The 17,055-nt window shown below is 67.4% G+C and carries 17 protein-coding genes; 7 read left to right on the top strand and 10 right to left on the bottom strand.

The window, feature by feature from the left end; genetic code table 11:
- Positions 1-42: 42 nt before the first annotated feature.
- Together SCA01S_RS12725 and SCA01S_RS12720 are read left to right on the top strand one after the other, a co-directional pair.
- Positions 43-1,239, top strand: coding sequence for an FAD-binding domain-containing protein (locus tag SCA01S_RS12725; protein ID WP_062786112.1), 1,197 nt, complete (start codon positions 43-45; stop codon positions 1,237-1,239).
- A complete protein-coding gene (locus SCA01S_RS12720; RefSeq protein ID WP_062786109.1) occupies positions 1,236-2,567 on the top strand; it encodes an ABC1 kinase family protein in 1,332 nt (443 codons plus the stop codon). The genes SCA01S_RS12725 and SCA01S_RS12720 overlap by 4 nt, the downstream gene beginning before the upstream one ends.
- Positions 2,568-2,573: 6 nt before the next feature.
- Here SCA01S_RS12720 and SCA01S_RS12715 read toward each other — a convergent pair whose 3' ends face one another.
- The 5 genes from SCA01S_RS12715 to SCA01S_RS12695 form a co-directional block, all read right to left on the bottom strand.
- Positions 2,574-2,876, bottom strand: a complete 303-nt coding sequence (locus tag SCA01S_RS12715) for a hypothetical protein (protein ID WP_062786106.1) — start codon at positions 2,874-2,876, stop codon at positions 2,574-2,576.
- A 16-nt stretch (positions 2,877-2,892) separates the two neighbouring features.
- A complete protein-coding gene (locus SCA01S_RS12710; protein ID WP_233250919.1) occupies positions 2,893-3,237 on the bottom strand; it encodes a DUF2794 domain-containing protein in 345 nt (114 codons plus the stop codon).
- Between the two features lie 41 nt (positions 3,238-3,278).
- Complete coding sequence (epsC, locus tag SCA01S_RS12705; protein ID WP_022676137.1) at positions 3,279-3,953, bottom strand: serine O-acetyltransferase EpsC; 675 nt, start codon at positions 3,951-3,953, stop codon at positions 3,279-3,281.
- Between the two features lie 31 nt (positions 3,954-3,984).
- The gene (locus SCA01S_RS12700; RefSeq protein ID WP_022676136.1) at positions 3,985-4,593 is read right to left on the bottom strand and encodes an HdaA/DnaA family protein; all 609 of its coding nucleotides are present in this window, start codon (positions 4,591-4,593) and stop codon (positions 3,985-3,987) included.
- Positions 4,594-4,705: 112 nt separating this feature from the next.
- Positions 4,706-5,992, bottom strand: a complete 1,287-nt coding sequence (locus SCA01S_RS12695) for a heavy-metal-associated domain-containing protein (RefSeq protein ID WP_245652594.1) — start codon at positions 5,990-5,992, stop codon at positions 4,706-4,708.
- 84 nt (positions 5,993-6,076) lie between these two features.
- Here SCA01S_RS12695 and purM point away from each other — a divergent pair, with 84 nt between their 5' ends.
- The 4 genes from purM to SCA01S_RS12675 all read left to right on the top strand — a co-directional run bounded on the left by purM (position 6,077) and on the right by SCA01S_RS12675 (position 10,902).
- Complete coding sequence (gene purM / locus SCA01S_RS12690) at positions 6,077-7,183, top strand: phosphoribosylformylglycinamidine cyclo-ligase (RefSeq protein WP_062786103.1); 1,107 nt, start codon at positions 6,077-6,079, stop codon at positions 7,181-7,183.
- A gap of 132 nt (positions 7,184-7,315) precedes the next feature.
- Entirely contained in the window at positions 7,316-8,254 is a 939-nt protein-coding gene (gene purN, locus SCA01S_RS12685) for a phosphoribosylglycinamide formyltransferase (protein WP_062786397.1), read from the top strand.
- Positions 8,255-8,259: 5 nt separating this feature from the next.
- Positions 8,260-9,414, top strand: coding sequence for an MFS transporter (locus tag SCA01S_RS12680; protein WP_062786100.1), 1,155 nt, complete (start codon positions 8,260-8,262; stop codon positions 9,412-9,414).
- 54 nt (positions 9,415-9,468) lie between these two features.
- Positions 9,469-10,902, top strand: a complete 1,434-nt coding sequence (locus tag SCA01S_RS12675; protein WP_062786097.1) for a phospholipase D-like domain-containing protein — start codon at positions 9,469-9,471, stop codon at positions 10,900-10,902.
- Positions 10,903-10,968: 66 nt separating this feature from the next.
- Here SCA01S_RS12675 and ndk read toward each other — a convergent pair whose 3' ends face one another.
- The 4 genes from ndk to SCA01S_RS12660 all read right to left on the bottom strand — a co-directional run bounded on the left by ndk (position 10,969) and on the right by SCA01S_RS12660 (position 13,673).
- On the bottom strand, positions 10,969-11,391 hold the full coding sequence (gene ndk, locus SCA01S_RS12670) for a nucleoside-diphosphate kinase (protein ID WP_022675339.1): 423 nt from the start codon (positions 11,389-11,391) through the stop codon (positions 10,969-10,971).
- A gap of 89 nt (positions 11,392-11,480) precedes the next feature.
- A complete protein-coding gene (locus SCA01S_RS12665; RefSeq protein WP_022675340.1) occupies positions 11,481-11,912 on the bottom strand; it encodes a DNA polymerase III subunit chi in 432 nt (143 codons plus the stop codon).
- Positions 11,913-12,039: 127 nt separating this feature from the next.
- Positions 12,040-12,198: a DUF2256 domain-containing protein gene (locus tag SCA01S_RS21835; RefSeq protein WP_082209012.1), complete on the bottom strand. Its 159-nt coding sequence runs from the start codon at positions 12,196-12,198 to the stop codon at positions 12,040-12,042.
- 5 nt (positions 12,199-12,203) lie between these two features.
- The gene (locus SCA01S_RS12660) at positions 12,204-13,673 is read right to left on the bottom strand and encodes a leucyl aminopeptidase (protein ID WP_062786094.1); all 1,470 of its coding nucleotides are present in this window, start codon (positions 13,671-13,673) and stop codon (positions 12,204-12,206) included.
- Between the two features lie 102 nt (positions 13,674-13,775).
- On the opposite strand from SCA01S_RS12660, the gene SCA01S_RS12655 reads away from it, so the two are divergent.
- Entirely contained in the window at positions 13,776-16,217 is a 2,442-nt protein-coding gene (locus tag SCA01S_RS12655; RefSeq protein WP_245652584.1) for an LPS-assembly protein LptD, read from the top strand.
- Between the two features lie 79 nt (positions 16,218-16,296).
- Here the strand turns inward: SCA01S_RS12655 and SCA01S_RS12650 are convergent, their stop codons facing one another.
- Entirely contained in the window at positions 16,297-16,983 is a 687-nt protein-coding gene (locus tag SCA01S_RS12650; protein WP_054130710.1) for a hypothetical protein, read from the bottom strand.
- Positions 16,984-17,055: the final 72 nt, after the last annotated feature.

Below are 17,055 nucleotides of genomic sequence, written 5' to 3'. Positions count from 1 at the left end.
GGACGGCTCGCCCACATCGGCAATCGCGCCGATAGGCTGGACATGGCCGATCCCTCCATCTTCCCCGTCACACGCGCCGCAGCACTCGAACGCCTGGCGCAGTTCGTGCCGCATGCCGGGGTGGACTATGCCAGGCGGCGCAATTTCGACCAGGGACCAGGCCATCACGACGCCGTCTCGCGCTTGTCGGCCGCGCTGCGCCGCCGCGTGCTGAGCGAGGCGGACGTGGTCGATGCGGTAGTGGCGGCCCATGGCCCCGATGCGGCGGCCAGCTTCATCAGCGAGGTGTTCTGGCGCACCTATTGGAAAGGCTGGCTGGAACAGCGCCCGGCAATCTGGACACGCTATCTGGCCGGGCGCGATGCCGCGCGACAGATGCTGCGCCGTGATCCCGCGCTGGCTGGGCGCCATGGCGATGCCGTGGCCGGCCATACCGGCATCGACGCATTCGACCATTGGATGGGCGAACTGGCGCAGACCGGGTACCTGCACAACTGGGCGCGCATGCAGGTCGCCTCGACCTGGATCTTTACCCTGGGCCTGCCGTGGGAACTGGGCGCGGCGCATTTCCTCGATCAGTTGCGCGATGGCGATCCGGCATCCAACACATTGTCGTGGCGCTGGGTGGCGGGCCTGCACACGGCCGGCAAGGCCTATCTGGCCGATGCCGAACGCATTGCCGCGATGACCGGCGGCCGATTTGCCCCCAAGGGCCTGGCCAGCACGGCCACGATCCCGGCCGAAGCGCCGCCGCCCGCCGCTGCACCCTGGCGTGCGCCGCTTGCTCCCCATTCGGGCAAAGCGACGCTGGTGTGGATCACGCCCGAAGATGCGGGGCTTGAGCAGGAACCGGCGCTATCGCGCCTGCCAGTGCGCGGCGTGGTCGCCTGCCGCAGCCATGCCGGCGGCGCTGCCGACGCCACCGCGCTGGACGATGCCTTGGCGCGCGCGGCGGCGCACTGGCAGGCACCGGTGCAATGGATCGAGAGCCCGGCCGATCTGGCCGATGCCGCGCGCGACTTTGGAACCAGCCAGATCGTGACCGGTTTCGTCCCTGTCGGCCCGCTGGCCGATGCCCTGCCCGCGATTCGCGCGCTGGTGGAAAGCGAGGGCCTGGCCTTGGCCGAACATCTGCGCGCCTGGGACAACACCGTATGGCCGCAGTGTCGGCGCGGCTTCTTTGCCCTGAAACAGGAGATTGCCGCCTTGCTGCCTCTGTTGCTGAAAGAACCGGCATGAGCGATTCGGCAGGGCGCAAGGTGCCGAGCGGGCGCTTGTCACGGTTGGCCGCGTTTGGCCAACTCGCCGGCGGCCTGGCCGGCGGCGTGGTGGCCGAAGGCGCACGGCGTCTGGCGCGCGGCGAGCGCCCGCAATTGAGCGATCTGGTGCTGACCCCGGCCAATGCCATGCGCGTAACCGAGCAACTCTCGCGCCTGCGCGGCGCAGCGATGAAGCTGGGCCAGATGCTCTCGCTCGATGCCGGAGACATGCTGCCGGCCGAATTGACCGCGATCCTGGCGCGGCTGCGCGATTCTGCCCACCACATGCCACCGGCGCAGCTGCAACAGGTGCTCAACGCCGAATGGGGCGCAGACTGGCGCCGCCGCTTTGTCCATTTCGATCCGCGCCCGCTGGCCGCCGCCTCGATCGGGCAGGTGCATCGCGCACGCCTGCCCGATGGACGCGAACTGGCGATCAAGGTGCAATATCCCGGCGTTGCCGCCAGCATCGATGCCGACGTCGACAACGTGGCCACGCTGCTGCGCCTGTCCAACCTCCTGCCCAGCTCGCTCGACATCGCGCCGCTGCTGGAAGAGGCCAAGCGCCAGCTGCACGAAGAGGCCGACTATGTGCGCGAGGCCGCGCAGATGCGCCACTATCGCGAGTTGCTGGCTGGTGACCCGCAGTTCCTGGTGCCTGCCCCGGTCGATGCACTGACCACCACCCGCGTGCTGGCGATGGACTATGTGGCAGGGCGTGCGATCGATACCCTGGCGCAGGCGCCGCAGGAACAGCGCGACGCGATGCTGACCGCTCTGCTCAACCTGACGCTGCACGAGCTGTTCGTGTTCGGCTACATGCAGACCGACCCGAACTTTGCCAATTATCGCTGGCAGCCCGAAACCGGCAAGCTGGTGCTGCTCGATTTCGGGGCAGCGCGGCCGGTGCCGGCGGAAACCGCAGCCGCCTATCGCGCCGTGCTGGCGGCGGGCCTGGCCGAAGATCCCCAGGCGCTGCGCGACGCGATCCTGGCGGTGGGGTTTGTTTCCCCCACCCTGCTGGAGCGGCATGGCGAACGCATCGATGCGATGATCGCCGTGCTGATGGCGCATCTTTCGCGCTCTGGGCCGCTCGATTTTTCCGACCGTGCCTTTGTCGAAGACCTGCGCCTCATCGGCCGCCCGATCGCCGAGGACCGCAGCGCCTGGCACGTGCCGCCGGTGCAAACCCTGCTGGTGCAGCGCAAGGTCAGCGGCACAGCGCTGCTGGCGGTGCGCATGCGCGCACGTGTGCCGATCCGCGACCTGGCGGCAGAAGCCATCGGCGCGCAACCCGACGCGAACTGAATCCAGCTATGCCGGGCAAACGCCCGGCGTGGCCCCCGAAAGCTGCATGGTGCGGGTGCGGGCCGCTGCTTCGGTCGGGGATATCTGCCGGGCGGCCCCGCTTTGCCCGTCGATCAGCAGCGCGGCGTGGCATTCGTCTGCCGGCATGGCATGGCCATCGCGCGGAAAAGTCAGCAGCATGCTGTCATGCCCATCGCGATAGAGGACACGCATCACCGGGGTTTCATGGCGGTTGGCGGCGCGGTGGGCCGGGGCATCGCTACAGGCCGGAAGCCACAGCAGCGGGACCACTGCCAGAACAAGGCGCACTGGCCGCGCGATGCCGCTAATCTTCCACCACCTTGAGCAGGCGGCGTTCGAGCGGCGAAAGCACGCCGGCCAGTTCGTGCCCGCGCTTGAGCACCTGGCCCGCCTCGCCATACAGCGCCCACATGCCCTGGCGACCACGCAGCGCGGGGCGTTTCTCGATCCGCGCGGTGGGGCGCTCGGCAGTGCGGCGAAAGACCGAGAAACTGGCCGCTTCCCGGCCAAAATCCATCGCGTAATCGCGCCACAGGCCGGCCGCCACCATGCGGCCATAGAGATCGAGAATGCGCAGCAGTTCGAGCCGATCGAACGCCACCTGCAGCACCGGGCGCGCAGCCAGCGGGACCACGGGCACCAGCGGCACCACGTTGCCGGGCCAGTCGCCCGGTACTTTGCCTGGCGCGCTCAGAGCTTCACCGCGCGATCGGCGAGCAGTTCGGCAACCTGCGCCTTGAGCGCGGCGACCTCTGCCTCCAGCGCTTCGACGCGCGCGACGTCGGCCGCATCGCAAGGCTCATCGCACGGCGTGCCATAGGGCACGAAATCGCGCAGCCAGGTTTCCATCGAGACGTGGGTCGGGCGGGACTTGATCCCAACCATGGTGACACCGGCCGGCACGTCTTCGGTGACCACGGCATTGGCGCCCACGCGCGCGCCGGGGCCCACAGTGATCGGCCCCAGGATCTGCGCGCCCGAGCCGACGATCACGCCATCGGCCAGGGTGGGATGGCGCTTGCCGGGAATGCCATTGGCCGGGTTGGTGCCACCCAGCGTGACGCATTGGTAGATCGTGACGTCATCACCGATCTGCGCGGTTTCACCGATCACGGTAAAGCCATGGTCGATGAACAGATGGCGGCCAATGGTGGCGCCGGGGTGAATGTCGATCGCGGTGAGGAAGCGCGAAAGGTGATTGACTAGCCGGGCGGCAAAGAACATCCGACCCTCGAACAGCCAGTGCGCCACGCGGTGCAGCCCCACCGCCAAAAGGCCGGGATAGAGCAGGATTTCCCACCGCGAGCGCGGTGCCGGGTCGCGGGCGCGGATGGAATCCAGGTATGCAATCAGGCCTGAAACCATCGCCTCTTATCCCTTATCCCGACAGGATCGGTCAATCCGCCCCCTGCACCTGCGCCAGGGCATCGCGCACCAGCGATATGGTGACGGGCGCCTTGCGCTCAAGGCTGAGCCGGTCGATTGTTTCCACCAGCGTCTCGGCAGCAGCGTGGCTGCGCTCGATCCGCGGCAGCAGGAACGCCAGCGCGGCATCGCCCAGCGCCAGGCCACGCCGCGCGGCATGCTCTTCCAGCAGCTGGATCAGCAATTCCTCGTCCGGCGGGGGAATCGTCAGCGCCATCGATCCGCCCAGGCGCGAGCCGAGATCGGGCAGCGTCACCCGCCACTGGCCCGGCCCGGCATCGTTGATCAACAGCAGCGGGCGGCCGCTGGCCTGGGCGCGGTTCCAGGCGTGAAACACCTCATCCTCGGGCAGGCGATCGGCGCCATCGAGCGCATCGCCCAGGTCCGAGGCCACAAACCAGCGGGCCAGCAGGCTTTTGCCCGAGCGCGCGGGGCCAGACAGGATGCAGCTGCGATAGGGCCAGTCATGGCCGGCCATCAGGCCATCGATCACCGGCTGCAGCGAAGGGCCGACCACGATGTTTTCGGCGCCGTTAGCTGGCGAAAGCGGAAGGGCAATCTGGCTTGTCATGGCGGTCATATAGGGAGGCGGGAACGGGAAGGGAACGGCAAGAGCGCCCCCCGCCACGCGAAACAGGCGCGAATCTGGGGGTTACCCTGTGGATCGCGGTGCCGCAGGTGGGGATAAACGGCTATTTCCGAATCGATAGCGCGTTGGCGCCGGTGGTTACCTTCCACCCTTGCGCGCGCAGGGCTGCCGCCAGCGCATCGAGATCGCCCGAATAGGTGACGCGCAGGACCGAGGTGCCACCCATCGCCACGCTGCTGGTGGCCACGCCCTGCACGCCAGCCACGCCGCGCACCGCCGCCATGCCGGCATCGAGTGCGGCGGCATCGGCCGTGGCGACCTGCACGGTGACCGTGGCGGCAGGCGCTGCCGGGGCCGCGCCACCCGCTGCCGGGGCGCCGGGCTGGGCCGCCACGCCGGGCGCAGTCTGCTGCACCGGGCCGAGCGAATCGAGGATCTGGTTGATCAGCTTGGCATCGAACTGCGGCGCCATGTTGAGCGAGGGATCGGGCGCAAGCTGGCCCTGCTGCAACGCGCCGGTATAGAGCGCATCGAGGCGGTGCACCGCATCGGCCAGCATCAGCGGCAGTTGTTCGTCGCTGGGGGCGGTCAGTTCGAACTGGCCGATGAAGCGGTTGTCAGGCCCATGGCGCGCGGTGAAGGTGCCGTGGATCGGCCCGCCGGGAAATTCGCGGGTGAGCCGCGCGATCGGCATGATCACGTCGGCCGCGCCAAATTCATCGAGCACCAGGCGCCACCAGTTGCGGCTGCGCCGCGACAGCTGCCCCTCGGTGAGCAGCAGCGAATCGGCACCACCGCCATTGGGGCGCACGTAATCGATCGCGCTTTCCCCGGTGTGGAATTCGGCCCAGGCGCGCTGCCACGGCGTGCGCGTTTCATAGACCGAGGCCACGCCGCCTTCATAGAGCACGGGAATGATCAGCAGCGGGGCCGACCGCGCAATCTGGCCATGCATGCCGAGATAGCCGCCGGTGCGGGCGCGATCGAACGTCACGCCCAGCCGCGCGATATAGCGGTGCGGGCCGATCTGTTCCTGTTCCACCACCACGGCCGCGACCATCGCGTCGAGCGTGCCAGCATCGAGCGCCGGCGCGGTGCCGCCGCCAAGCCCGTTGGTTTTCCAAAGCTTTTGCCAGGCAAGCTTTTCCGCTTCCTGCCAGCCCTTGGCACGGGCGTCGGCGGCAGAGCTGCCCGATACGTTGACCTCGATCCCGCTCACCTCGAAATCGCCGGTGCTCGCGATCGGCGCGATGCCACGATCGCCCTCGATCTGGGCCATGATCGCCGGCCCGGCCAGGACACCGGCCACGGCCAGCGCCGCAGCCCCGGCGCCAAATGCCAGCCACGAGCGGGAAAAACGGGTCGAGCGGGACAGGCGCAGAACGGCCAAGGGAACTCCGGACAAAGGGTGCCGGGCGCTTTTGCCCAAAGGCAAGTGGAAATCCAAGCCGGAAACGGCTAGGCGCCGATCATCATGGCCAACGACACCTCCAAGCCCCAGAGCTATTCCTACGAACAGGCAGGCGTGAACATCGCCGCCGGCAACGCATTGGTGAAGGCCATCGGCCCGCTCGCCAAGGCCACCGCACGCCCCGGCGCAGACGCCGAACTGGGCGGATTCGGCGGCTTTTTCGATCTCAAGGCGGCGGGATACAAGGACCCGCTGCTGGTGGCCGGCAACGATGGCGTGGGCACCAAGGTCAAGCTGGCGATCGACCATGACCGCCACGATGCGATCGGCATCGATCTGGTGGCGATGTGCGTCAACGATCTGATCGTGCAGGGCGCCGAGCCGCTGTTCTTCCTCGATTACTTCGCCACCGGCCGGCTCGACAACGGTGTGGCCGAACGAGTCGTGGCCGGCATTGCCGATGGCTGCAAGCTGGCTGGCTGCGCGCTGATCGGTGGCGAAACCGCCGAAATGCCCGGCATGTATGCCGATGGCGATTATGACCTTGCGGGCTTTTGCGTGGGCGCGGTGGAACGCGGCGAACAGCTGACCGGCGACAAGGTGGCCGCGGGCAACGTGCTGCTCGGCCTGGCCTCCTCGGGCGTGCACTCCAACGGCTATTCGCTGGTGCGGCGCCTGGCCGCCGACAAGGGCTGGAAGCTCGATCGCCCCGCCTTGTTCGACAATGAGCGCCTGCTGATCGACGTGCTGATCGAGCCGACGCGCATCTATGTAAAGACGCTGCTGCCGTTCATCCGTTCGGGCCGGATCAATGCCTTGGCGCACATCACCGGCGGCGGCCTGCTCGAAAACGTGCCGCGCGTGCTGCCCAAGGGCCTGCATGCGCGGATCGACGCCGACAGCTGGGAACAGCCGCGCCTGATGGCGTTCCTGCAGGCACAGGGCCACATCGAGCCGGGCGAAATGGCGCGCACGTTCAACTGTGGCATCGGCATGGTGCTGGCGGTGGAAGCCAGCGAGGCGGCAAGCCTGGCAGCCGACCTTTCTGCGGCGGGCGAAACCGTGTTGACCATCGGCACGGTGGTGGAAGGCGACAAGGGCTGCACCGTGTTCGGCAGTGCCGAGGCCTGGTCTGCGCGCGAACCGTGGGAAGCGGTGCATATCGGCTGAGGGCGATGTGCGGGGCTTCGACAAGCTCAGCCCGAACGGGGTAGATGTCGTTTCTCCCCTACCCCACACTCCGTTCGGCCTGAGCTTATCGAAGGCCGCAGCGCCAACTCAGCGTGCCAAGGAATGAGCAAAGTGGCCAAGGCAAAGGTAGCGGTCTTCATTTCGGGCAGCGGCACCAACATGGCCGCCCTGCTCTATGCCAGCCGCGCCCAGGATTGCCCGTACGAGATCGTGCTGGTGCTATCCAACGATCCGGCGGCCAAGGGCCTGGCCCTGGCTGCGGCCGAGGGCCTGGCCACCTTTGCCCTGCCGCACAAGGGCATCCCACGCGCGGAACACGATGCGCTGATGGAAGCGCAAGTGCTGGCCGCCGGCGCGCGCTATATCGCGCTGGCGGGTTACATGCGCATCCTTTCGCCCGAATTCGTCGCGCGGTGGGACGGGCGCATGGTCAATATCCACCCCTCGCTGCTGCCGCTTTACAAGGGCCTGCACACGCACGAACGCGCGATCGCGGCCGGAGACAGCCATGGCGGCTGCACCGTGCACCTGGTGACGCCCGAACTGGACGACGGGCCGATCCTAGGCCAGACGCCGGTGGCGATCCTGCCCGGCGACACGCCCGAAGCCCTGGCCGCGCGCGTGCTGTTTGCCGAGCACCAGCTCTATTCCCGCTGCCTGGAACGCCTGGTGACGCGCGAGACCAGCGCCGAATGGCTGACGGCGCAAGTGCGTGCCCGCGCCATGGCCCTGCCCGAGGCCGATGAAGTGAGCAGCCATGGCATGGCCTGCTTTGGCGTGACCAAGGGCAAGAAGTTTGCCTATGTCAGCGCCGATCACCATGGCGACGGGCGCGTGGCGCTGCTGGTCAAGATCAGCGGCATCGAGGAACAGGCGCAACTGATCGAGAACGATCCCGACCGGTTTTACCGCCCGGCCTATTTCGGCGATGGCTGGATCGCCATCCGCCTCGATACCGGCGCAGTGGATTGGGACGATATCGCAGCCTGGCTGCAGCGCAGCTGGATGGCCATCGCGCCGCGCCGGCTGGCGGCCATGCTGGAGTTTTGAGACCGATGGCCGCCGATCCCATGCGCCGGGTCTATATCCACGTCGGCCTGCAATCGTTTGTCGAATCGAGCGGCGGGCTGTTCATTGCTGGCTTCCTGGTCAGCCAGGGCTTTTCCAACGGTATGGCCCTGGCCGCCTTTGCCGGCACGCTGCTGGCCCGCTTTGCCCTGCGCGGGCTGGTCCTGCCGCTGGCCTGGCGGGCAGGCCTGCGCACCGTGGTGCTGGCAGGCGTGCTGGTGCGGGTGGTCAGCTTCCTGCTGCTGCCGCTGGTGCCCGGCGTCGGGCCGGTGCCGGCGGCCGGCATGCTGACGCTGTTCATCCTGGTGACGGGCCTGGGCAGCGTGCTCTATTGGACCGGCTGGCACAGCTTTGTCTCGGCGCTGGCCGATAGCGACCGTGGCGGCCGGCAGGTCTCGATCCAGCAGGCGACCACCGCCGTGGTCGGCATCGTCGCCCCCCTGGTGGGCGGTGTGCTGGTCGATCGCGCTGGGCCGATGATCGGTTTTGGCACGATCGCGCTGGTGCAGCTCGCGGCCGTGCTGCCATTGATCGGCGCGCCCAATCCGCATGTCGCGCGCGAAGCGATGCTGGATCGCCAACTCACCGCCTTTGCCCGCCGGCTCTACCTGTCGGAAGGATTTCACGCCGGCTGCGCCACGGTGATCTGGAATCTGGCGCTGTTCGTCACGCTGGGCCAGCACTTCGATGCCTTTGGCGGGGCGATTGCCGTGGCCGGCGTCGCGGCGGCGGCCGGCAGCCTGCTGATCGGCCACTTGATCGACGGCGGGCGGCCGCTCCATTCGCTGGCGCTGGCCTATGGCGCGGCGATCCTGGCGCTGGTGGCCAAAGCGCTGGCCTTTGCCACACCGCTCGCCGCAGTGGGCGCCACGGCGCTGGGCGCGCTGGTCACGCCGATGGCGGCCACGGCCATGCTTGCCCCGCTCTATGCCATGGCGCGGGCCTCGTCGTGCACCTTGCGTTTCAATATGGCCACCGAGGGTGGCTGGGACCTGGGCTGCTCGCTCGCCTGCCTGATCGCGGCAGGCCTGCTGGAATCGGGCGCGGGCTTTCGCCTGCCCATCCTGCTGGGCCTGATCGCGGTGGCGGCGATCTGGCGCATGCTGGCGCTGTGGTATGGCCGCCAGGGCGTAACCGCCTGATCAAACAGCGCCGGCGCTGGACAAACCCGCGCCGGGGTGGGACGTAGTCCGGGCATGACCGCATACCACTGGATATTCCTGGCCCTTGCCACCGTGGCAGAAGTGGTCACGCTCTTGCGGGTGATCCTGCGGCCCCATCGCGATCCGGCCGCGCGGTTGGCCTGGCTGGTCGCGGTCATGGTGCTGCCGGGCCTGGGCATTCCCGCCTATATCCTGTGGGGCGATACGCGCCTGATCCGCCGCCGCCGGCTGCACGGCCTGGCGATCGAGGCGGCCCTGCCCCGCCCGCCGGTCGATCCTGGCGGCGCGGCCATGGTCGCGGCCAGCCCGTGGCAGCCGCCCTTCGCGCTGGCCGCCGCGATCAACGGCCTTGCCCCTACCACCGGCAACCGCGCCACGGTGGCGCCGGATAACCGCACCGCCATTGCCGGCATGATCGCCGATATCGATGCCGCCCAGGCCAGCGTGCACCTGTGCTTTTACATCTGGCTCGATGATGAAAGCGGCGTCGCGCTGGCCCAGGCGCTGATCCGCGCGGCCCGGCGCGGCGTGGTGGTGCGCGTGCTGGCCGATGCACTGGGGTCGCGCCGCTTCCTGCGGTCGGCCCACTGGGCGGCGATGCGCCAGGCCGGCGTCGATGCGCGCGAGGCACTGCCGGTGGGCAACCTGGTGTGGACGATGATCCGGGGCCGGGTCGACCTGCGCAACCATCGCAAGGCGATGATCGTGGACAACGCCATCGCCTGGTGCGGCAGCCAGAACGCCGCCGATCCCGAATTCCGCATCAAGCCACGCTTTGCCCCATGGGTTGACGTGATGACCCGCTGGAACGGCCCGATCGCCCGCCACTGGCAGTTCCTGTTCGCGGCCGACTGGATGGCCGAAGGCGGCGACGATCTGTCTGCCCTGCTCACCGCCCCGCTACCGCTGTGCGGCGAAGGGGTGGTGGCGCAGGGCATCGGCACCGGGCCGACCGTGGCCTATGGCGCGATGAACGCCTGCTTTGCCGCGCTGATCCACGCCGCCCGCCGCAGCCTGACCATCACCACGCCCTATTTCGTGCCGGGCGAACAGGTCTTGACCGCGCTGGTCAGCGCCGCCCGGCGCGGCGTTGCCGTGACGCTGATCGTGCCACGCCGCAACGACAGCCGGTTCGTGGCCGCCGCCAGCCGCAGCTATTATCCATCGCTGCTGGAAGCGGGCGTGGAAATCTTTGAATTCCTTCCCGGCCTGCTGCACGCCAAGACCATGGTGGCTGACGACAATGCCGGCATCATCGGTTCGGCCAATCTCGACCGCCGCAGCTTCGAGCTGAATTTCGAGAACAACATCCTCTTCGCCGATGCCACCCTGGCACGCGACCTTGCCGCGCGGCAGCAGCAATGGCTGGAACAGTGCCTGGCGATCACCCCGGCAATGGCGGCGCGCACCACGCTGATCAAGCGACTGTGGCGCAATACCCTGGCAATGATGAGCCCGCTGTTGTGAAGCCCATGAAAAAGGGCCGGAAAGCGCGCTGCTTTCCGGCCCTTTTCAAGCGGTGATCCGGTGGGATCAGCCGACGATTTCTTCGGGCTTGAAGAAGAAGGCGATTTCGATCGCGGCGTTTTCTTCCGAGTCCGAACCATGGACGGTGTTGGCTTCGATCGATTCGGCCAGTTCCTTGCGGATCGTGCCAGCATCGGCGTTGGCCGGGTTGGTGGCGCCCATGATGTCGCGGTTGCGCTTCACGGCGTCTTCGCCTTCGAGCACCTGCACCACGACCGGGCCGCTGGTCATGAACGAGACCAGGTCACCGAAGAAGGGGCGTTCGCGGTGCACGCCGTAAAAGCCTTCGGCCTGTTCCTTGGTCATCTGGATGCGCTTGGAAGCAACGACGCGCAGGCCGGCTTCTTCCAGCATCTTGGTGACCGCGCCGGTCAGATTGCGGCGGGTGGCGTCGGGCTTGATGATCGAGAAGGTGCGGGTAACCGCCATGATGCGTTCCTTAGCGAAAGAAGAATGCTGGTTTTGTTGGGCGCGCCCCTAGCGGGAAAGGGGCGCAACCGCAAGGCACGCCGGCAATCTTACGGGCCTTCGCGCCATTTCCCGCCATCCTGGCGCCAATATTTGCGCTCCACGCCTTCGCGCTGGCCCAAAAGGCGCCAGGTGGCGCGCGCGTCGTCGATGCGATCGGGCGGGAACAGCAGAAACACGCGGGCCGCCTCGCTCTCGCGCCAGCCACCATCAGCCAGCGCCAGGAACTGCGCGCCATTGGCGGGCGAGACCGTGGTGGACAGCAGGATCGGCTGGCGCGCATCGTGCGGTCCGCCGGCCTGGCCATTGGCCAGGAAGGTATCGGGCAGCCGCGTCCACAGCGCCTCGCCAATGCGATCAAGCTGGCCCTTGTCTTCGGATACCACCAGCAGGCGCTCGCCCGCACCGAGCGTGTTGCGCGCGATCAGCGGCAAGACCAGTTCGGCCGGATCGCGGGACAGCTGGTAGAAATCGACGCGCATGGGGTTCCTTCTTGGCTTGCGCTTGGCTTCGCACCACCCCCAACCCCCTCCTCTGAAGAGGAGGGGGCTAAGAGAAGCGCTGTTTTCCCCCTCCTCTTCAGAGGAGGGGATAGGGGCTGGTGAAGGCCTAAACCGCCCCAGCCCCACCCTTGCCGCGCCGGCAGCGGTCGGAACAATACTTCACATTGTCCCAGTCCCGCTCCCATTTCTTGCGCCAGGTGAACGGCAGGCCACATGCGGCGCAGGTCTTGCTTGGCAGGTCAGACTTGCGCCGCATCTTGGGCATGGCTCTTAGCCTTCCAGCACGTCGCGCACGTAGCGGTCGAGCAGGCGCACGCCAAAGCCGGTGGCGCCCTTGTCGTGGGTGGCGCCGGCCTTGTCGATCCACACCGTGCCAGCGATGTCGAGGTGGGCCCAGGCCACGCCCTTGTCGATGAAGCGGGCCAGGAACTGCGCCGCCGTGATCGAACCACCACCGCGCGGGCCAACATTCTTCATGTCGGCAATCGGGCTGTCGATCAGCTTGTCATAGGCCGGGCCGATCGGCATGCGCCACAGCATGTCACCCACCGCCTTGCCGGCCGCGTCGAGCTGGCTGGCGAGGAGATCATCGTTGGCAAACATGCCGGCATGCTCGTGGCCCAGCGAAATGATGATGGCGCCGGTCAGCGTCGCCAGATCGACGATCGTGGCGGGCTGATATTCCTTTTGCACCCAGGTGAGCGCATCGCACAGCACCAGGCGGCCTTCGGCATCGGTGTTGATCACTTCGATGGTCTGGCCATTCATGCTCTTAACCACGTCACCGGGGCGCTGGGCATTGCCATCGGGCATGTTTTCCACCAGGCCGCACACGCCGATCACGTCGGCTGCGGCATTGCGCCGCGCCAGGGTGAGCATGGTGCCGGCAACGGTGGCCGCGCCGCCCATGTCCCACTTCATGTCTTCCATGCCGGCAGCCGGCTTGATGCTGATCCCGCCGGTGTCAAAGCACACGCCCTTGCCAACGAAGGCGGTAGGCTTGGTGCCAGCCTTGCCCTTCCAGCGCATGGCGAGCAGGCGCGGCGTCTTGACCGAGCCCTGCGCCACGCCGAGCAGCGCGCCCATGCCGAGTTCGGCCATCTGCTTTTCATCGAGCACGACGATTTCGACACCGGTGCCGGCCAGGCGTTCCTGGCAGCGGGCGACGAAGCTTTCGGGATAGATCACGTTGGCCGGCTCGGTCACCAGCTCGCGGGTGAATTCCACGCCTTCGGCCACGGCGCTTTCCACCGCCCACACGGCCTCGGTGCCTTCGGGCGCGGAAATCGCCACGATGGTCTTGAGCGAGGGCTTCTGCTCGTCCTTGAGGCGGGTGCGATAGACCAGGTACTGCCAGGCGCGCAGCCGGGCGGCCAGCAGGACAGCAGCCGCTTCATTGGCGGAAAGGCCGCTGTCGGCAAAATCGATCGCCAGGGCTTCTTCGCCCGAGGTGAGATACTTGGCCACCAGCGCGCCGGCGGCACGCTCCAGCGCGGCGCGGCGATCGGCCGGGGCGGCGCCGGCGGCAAGGTCACCCGCGCCGGCAAAGGCGAGGCGCGCCAGGCCTGCGGGGCCATCGACAAAGGCTTCGAACGTCTGCCCCACCTTGCCCGCAAAGCGGGCTGCCGCGGCGCCTTGCGCCACCAGGGCGGGCGTGCCTTCAGGCAGCGGCCCTTCGCCCACGATCCGGCCCACCAGGCGCGGCAGATCGGTTCGGCCCGGGGCAAATACGATGTTCATCAGCAAACTCCTGTCCGAAAGCGGCAACACGTTGCCCACAAGGGAAACCGCGCCGCAATTGTGGGTTTGCAGTTACGACCGACCAGTGCGATAGGCAACCGCATGTCCCCCGTTACGCCGCTTTCCGCCGCCTTCTCCGCTCGAAATCGGCGCCAGTTTTCCCATTGCCTGTCGCTGGGCAGCGCCCGGCATGCCCTGTTGACCGGGGCCATGGGCCTTGGCGCGAGTGTCTGGGCCATGCCGGCCCTGGCACAAGATGCCCCTGTGGGCATGGCACCGGTGACGGAAAAGGCGCCCGCGCCGGTAACCCCGCCCAATGCCGTGGCCGAAGACACCAACGCCGGCAGCGTGATCGCCACCCCTGCTGGTACGGCCACGGGCAGCGATGCCGCGCAGGGTGAAGCGACGAAAACCGACGCCGCCCAGAGCGACCAGGTGCGGTTCGAGGCCGACAAGCTGCAATATGCCAGCGATCCCGACGTGGTCACCGCCACCGGCAATGTCGTGCTGCGGCGCGATGAGCAGACCGTGCGCGCCGATGCCGTGACGTGGAATCGCAAGACCGGCAAGATCGAGGCAACCGGCAACATTCGCGCGGTCGATGAAGGCGGCAACGTGCTCTATACCGACAAGGTAGAGCTGACCGACGAGTTGAAGGCCGGCGCCATGCAGGATCTGCTGGTGGTGCTGCGCGAAGGTGGGCGATTGGCCGCACGCGAGGGCACGCGCGATGCCAACGGCAACCTTACCCTGCACGATGCCGCCTTTTCCGGCTGCGCCGTGGAAAACGAGGATGGCTGCCCCAAGAAGCCGAGCTGGGAAGTTACCGCCGTCAAGGTAACGTGGAACCAGACCACCAAGAAGGTCCATTATTCCGGCGCCACCTTGCGCGTGTTCGGCATTCCGCTGCTGCCGTTGCCCGGGCTGACCCACACCAGCGATTTTCGCGCCGAAACCGGCCTGTTGATCCCCGATATCCGCTCCACCGCGGCCAACGGCGTGGAATTTGCCGATACGTTCTATTGGCGCCTGGGCGACAACAAGGACCTGGAGATCGCCGGCCACCTCTATACCGGTGCGCTGCCGATGATCTCGGGCACCTATCGCCAGCTTACCAGCTTGGGCGCGTTCCAGATCACCGGCTACCTCACGCGCTCTTCGGCCATTCCGGTCTATTCGGCGATCGATGCCGGTTCGGGCGTGGGCACCAGCCAGTGGCGCGGCTATCTCGAGGCCAACGGCAAGCTGCAGTTCGACGAGAACTGGAGCCTGACCGCCTATGGCCGCTATGCCAGCGACCGCACGTTCCTGCGTCGTTACGACATCAGCCGCGATGACCGGCTGCGCTCGTCGATCAACCTAGAACGCATTGGCGACGACAGCTATTTCAGCCTGGCCGGCTGGGCGGTGCAGACGCTGCGCGTGGGTGACAACCAAGGCCAGGTCCCGCTCGCCCTGCCCGCGCTTGACTGGCGCTATCGCATCGCCACGCCGGGCATTGGCGGGCACCTGGAACTGGAAGCCAATACCCTGGCGATCAGCCGCTCTGCCGGGCAGGACACCCAGCGCGCCTTTGCCCGCGCGCAGTGGGATCTGCGCACGGTAACAGGGCTTGGCCAGGAAGTGACATTTACCGCGATGATGCGCGGCGACGTGTATCACAGCGATGCCAATGCGCTGACCACGGTGGATATCTATCGCGGCGTGTCGGGCTGGCAGGCGCGCGGCATCGCCACGGCGGCGGTGGACGTGAAGTGGCCGCTGGTCGGCGCGCTGTTCGGCGGAACGCAGGTGCTGACCCCGCGGGTGCAGCTGGTGGCCACGCCGCACGTGCGCAACACCTCGATCCCCAACGAGGATTCGCGCGCCGCAGACCTGGATGATTCCAACCTCTTCTCGCTCAACCGCTTCAACGGCTATGACCGTTATGAAGACGGCGTGCGCGTGACCTATGGCTTTGACTGGCAGCTGACGCGGCCGGGCTGGCGCATTTCCTCCACCGTGGGGCAAAGCTATCGCCTGTCGGACGAGCAGAGCCTGCTGCCGCCGGGCACCGGGTTGACCGATCGCTTTTCCGATATCGTCGGGCGTACCGACTTGCGGATCAAGGACATCATCCAGTTCACCCACCGCTATCGCCTGGACAAGGACAGCTTCGTCCTGCGCCGCAACGAAATCGATGCGACGATCGGCGATCACCGGACCTATGCCGAGATCGGCTATCTGCGCCTCAACCGCGATATCCCGATCACGTTCGAAGACCTGCGTGATCGCGAGGAACTGCGCGCCGCAGCGCGGGTGGGCTTTGCCCGCTATTTCGCGGTCTTCGCCTCGGGCGTGGTCAACCTGACGACCAAGGCCAGCGATCCGGTCTATGGTTCAGACGGGTTCCAGATGCTGCGCCACCGCCTGGGCGTGGCCTATACCGATGATTGCTTTGACCTGTCGATCACCTGGAAGCGCGACTACGTGACGACCGGTGACGCCACGGCCGGTAACTCGTTCCTGTTCAGCGTATCGCTGCGCGGGCTGGGCTCGCGCTGAATTTAGAGCCGGATTTCCACCACCCCCGGCCCCTCCTCTGAAGAGGAGGGGAGCTTTTGGTGGCCTGCCGCAGACGTGATCAACGCCGCGCGTTGTATTCCAGCTGCGCGTTGGTCAGCTGGAAGCCGATCAGATGCTCGAACGTGGCCGAGGCGATGGCCTTCTTCACTTCAGGCAGCGAGAGCGGATCGATCGCCGCATCGGCCTGGCCGGCGCGGCGCTTGCGCGACAGGCGGGCGCGCACATCGGCGGGCAGGCTGGCGGCGGCGCGATCGACGCTGGCACCGGCCTTGGCATGGCCAGTGGCGCGATCCTGGCCATCGGCAAAATCGATCGCCACCGTGCCAAGGCGCTTGGCCACCACGGCCGTGCCACCACGCATCACCACTGAGAAATAGGGCAGTTCGACATGGCGCGCGCCGCGCGTGTCGGTGCGGCGCGCCTCGACATCGAAGGTCGCCTCGCTGGTCACGGGATCGGCCGCTTCGGCGCAGGTGGAACGCAGGTTGGTGATCGCGGCCACCAGATCGATCGCCTGCGAATCGGTGCGCGCCGGATCGGTGAACACGGTCACATCGCCGGTCATTTCAGGGATTTCCACCGTCGGGCAGGCCGTGCGCAGCGCAGTCACGCCCACGCCATCTTCCACCACCAGTTCGCCCTTGTTCTTGGCACAGCCCGTCAGGGCACCGGCCAGCAGCCCGGCCAGCAACGGTGTGCCGATCACGGCCTTGGCAAGCGAGAGACGGCGGCTCTTGGCGATCATCAGGGCAACTTCCTTAAGGCGCAAACAGGGGCAGCACAGGCGCCGCCCGATCTGAAACAGCAGCGGATGCAG

The sequence above is a fragment of the Novosphingobium capsulatum NBRC 12533 genome, from assembly GCF_001598375.1.
GTDB classification, from domain to species: Bacteria; Pseudomonadota; Alphaproteobacteria; order Sphingomonadales; family Sphingomonadaceae; genus Novosphingobium; species Novosphingobium capsulatum.
The sequence above is the reverse complement of the archived record's forward strand: the minus strand, read 5'-3'. Positions and strand labels throughout refer to the sequence as shown.

Excerpts from the sequence above, each read along its gene's own strand:
- SCA01S_RS12725 (WP_062786112.1), top strand. The coding sequence starts at position 43 with ATGGCCGATCCCTCCATCTTCCCCGTCACACGCGCCGCAGCACTCGAA.
- SCA01S_RS12720 (WP_062786109.1), top strand. The coding sequence starts at position 1,236 with ATGAGCGATTCGGCAGGGCGCAAGGTGCCGAGCGGGCGCTTGTCACGG.
- epsC (WP_022676137.1), bottom strand. The coding sequence starts at position 3,953 with ATGGTTTCAGGCCTGATTGCATACCTGGATTCCATCCGCGCCCGCGAC.
- SCA01S_RS12700 (WP_022676136.1), bottom strand. The coding sequence starts at position 4,593 with ATGACCGCCATGACAAGCCAGATTGCCCTTCCGCTTTCGCCAGCTAAC.
- purM (WP_062786103.1), top strand. The coding sequence starts at position 6,077 with ATGGCCAACGACACCTCCAAGCCCCAGAGCTATTCCTACGAACAGGCA.
- SCA01S_RS12680 (WP_062786100.1), top strand. The coding sequence starts at position 8,260 with ATGGCCGCCGATCCCATGCGCCGGGTCTATATCCACGTCGGCCTGCAA.
- SCA01S_RS12675 (WP_062786097.1), top strand. The coding sequence starts at position 9,469 with ATGACCGCATACCACTGGATATTCCTGGCCCTTGCCACCGTGGCAGAA.
- ndk (WP_022675339.1), bottom strand. The coding sequence starts at position 11,391 with ATGGCGGTTACCCGCACCTTCTCGATCATCAAGCCCGACGCCACCCGC.
- SCA01S_RS12665 (WP_022675340.1), bottom strand. The coding sequence starts at position 11,912 with ATGCGCGTCGATTTCTACCAGCTGTCCCGCGATCCGGCCGAACTGGTC.
- SCA01S_RS21835 (WP_082209012.1), bottom strand. The coding sequence starts at position 12,198 with ATGCCCAAGATGCGGCGCAAGTCTGACCTGCCAAGCAAGACCTGCGCC.
- SCA01S_RS12660 (WP_062786094.1), bottom strand. The coding sequence starts at position 13,673 with ATGAACATCGTATTTGCCCCGGGCCGAACCGATCTGCCGCGCCTGGTG.
- SCA01S_RS12655 (WP_245652584.1), top strand. The coding sequence starts at position 13,776 with ATGTCCCCCGTTACGCCGCTTTCCGCCGCCTTCTCCGCTCGAAATCGG.
- SCA01S_RS12650 (WP_054130710.1), bottom strand. The coding sequence starts at position 16,983 with ATGATCGCCAAGAGCCGCCGTCTCTCGCTTGCCAAGGCCGTGATCGGC.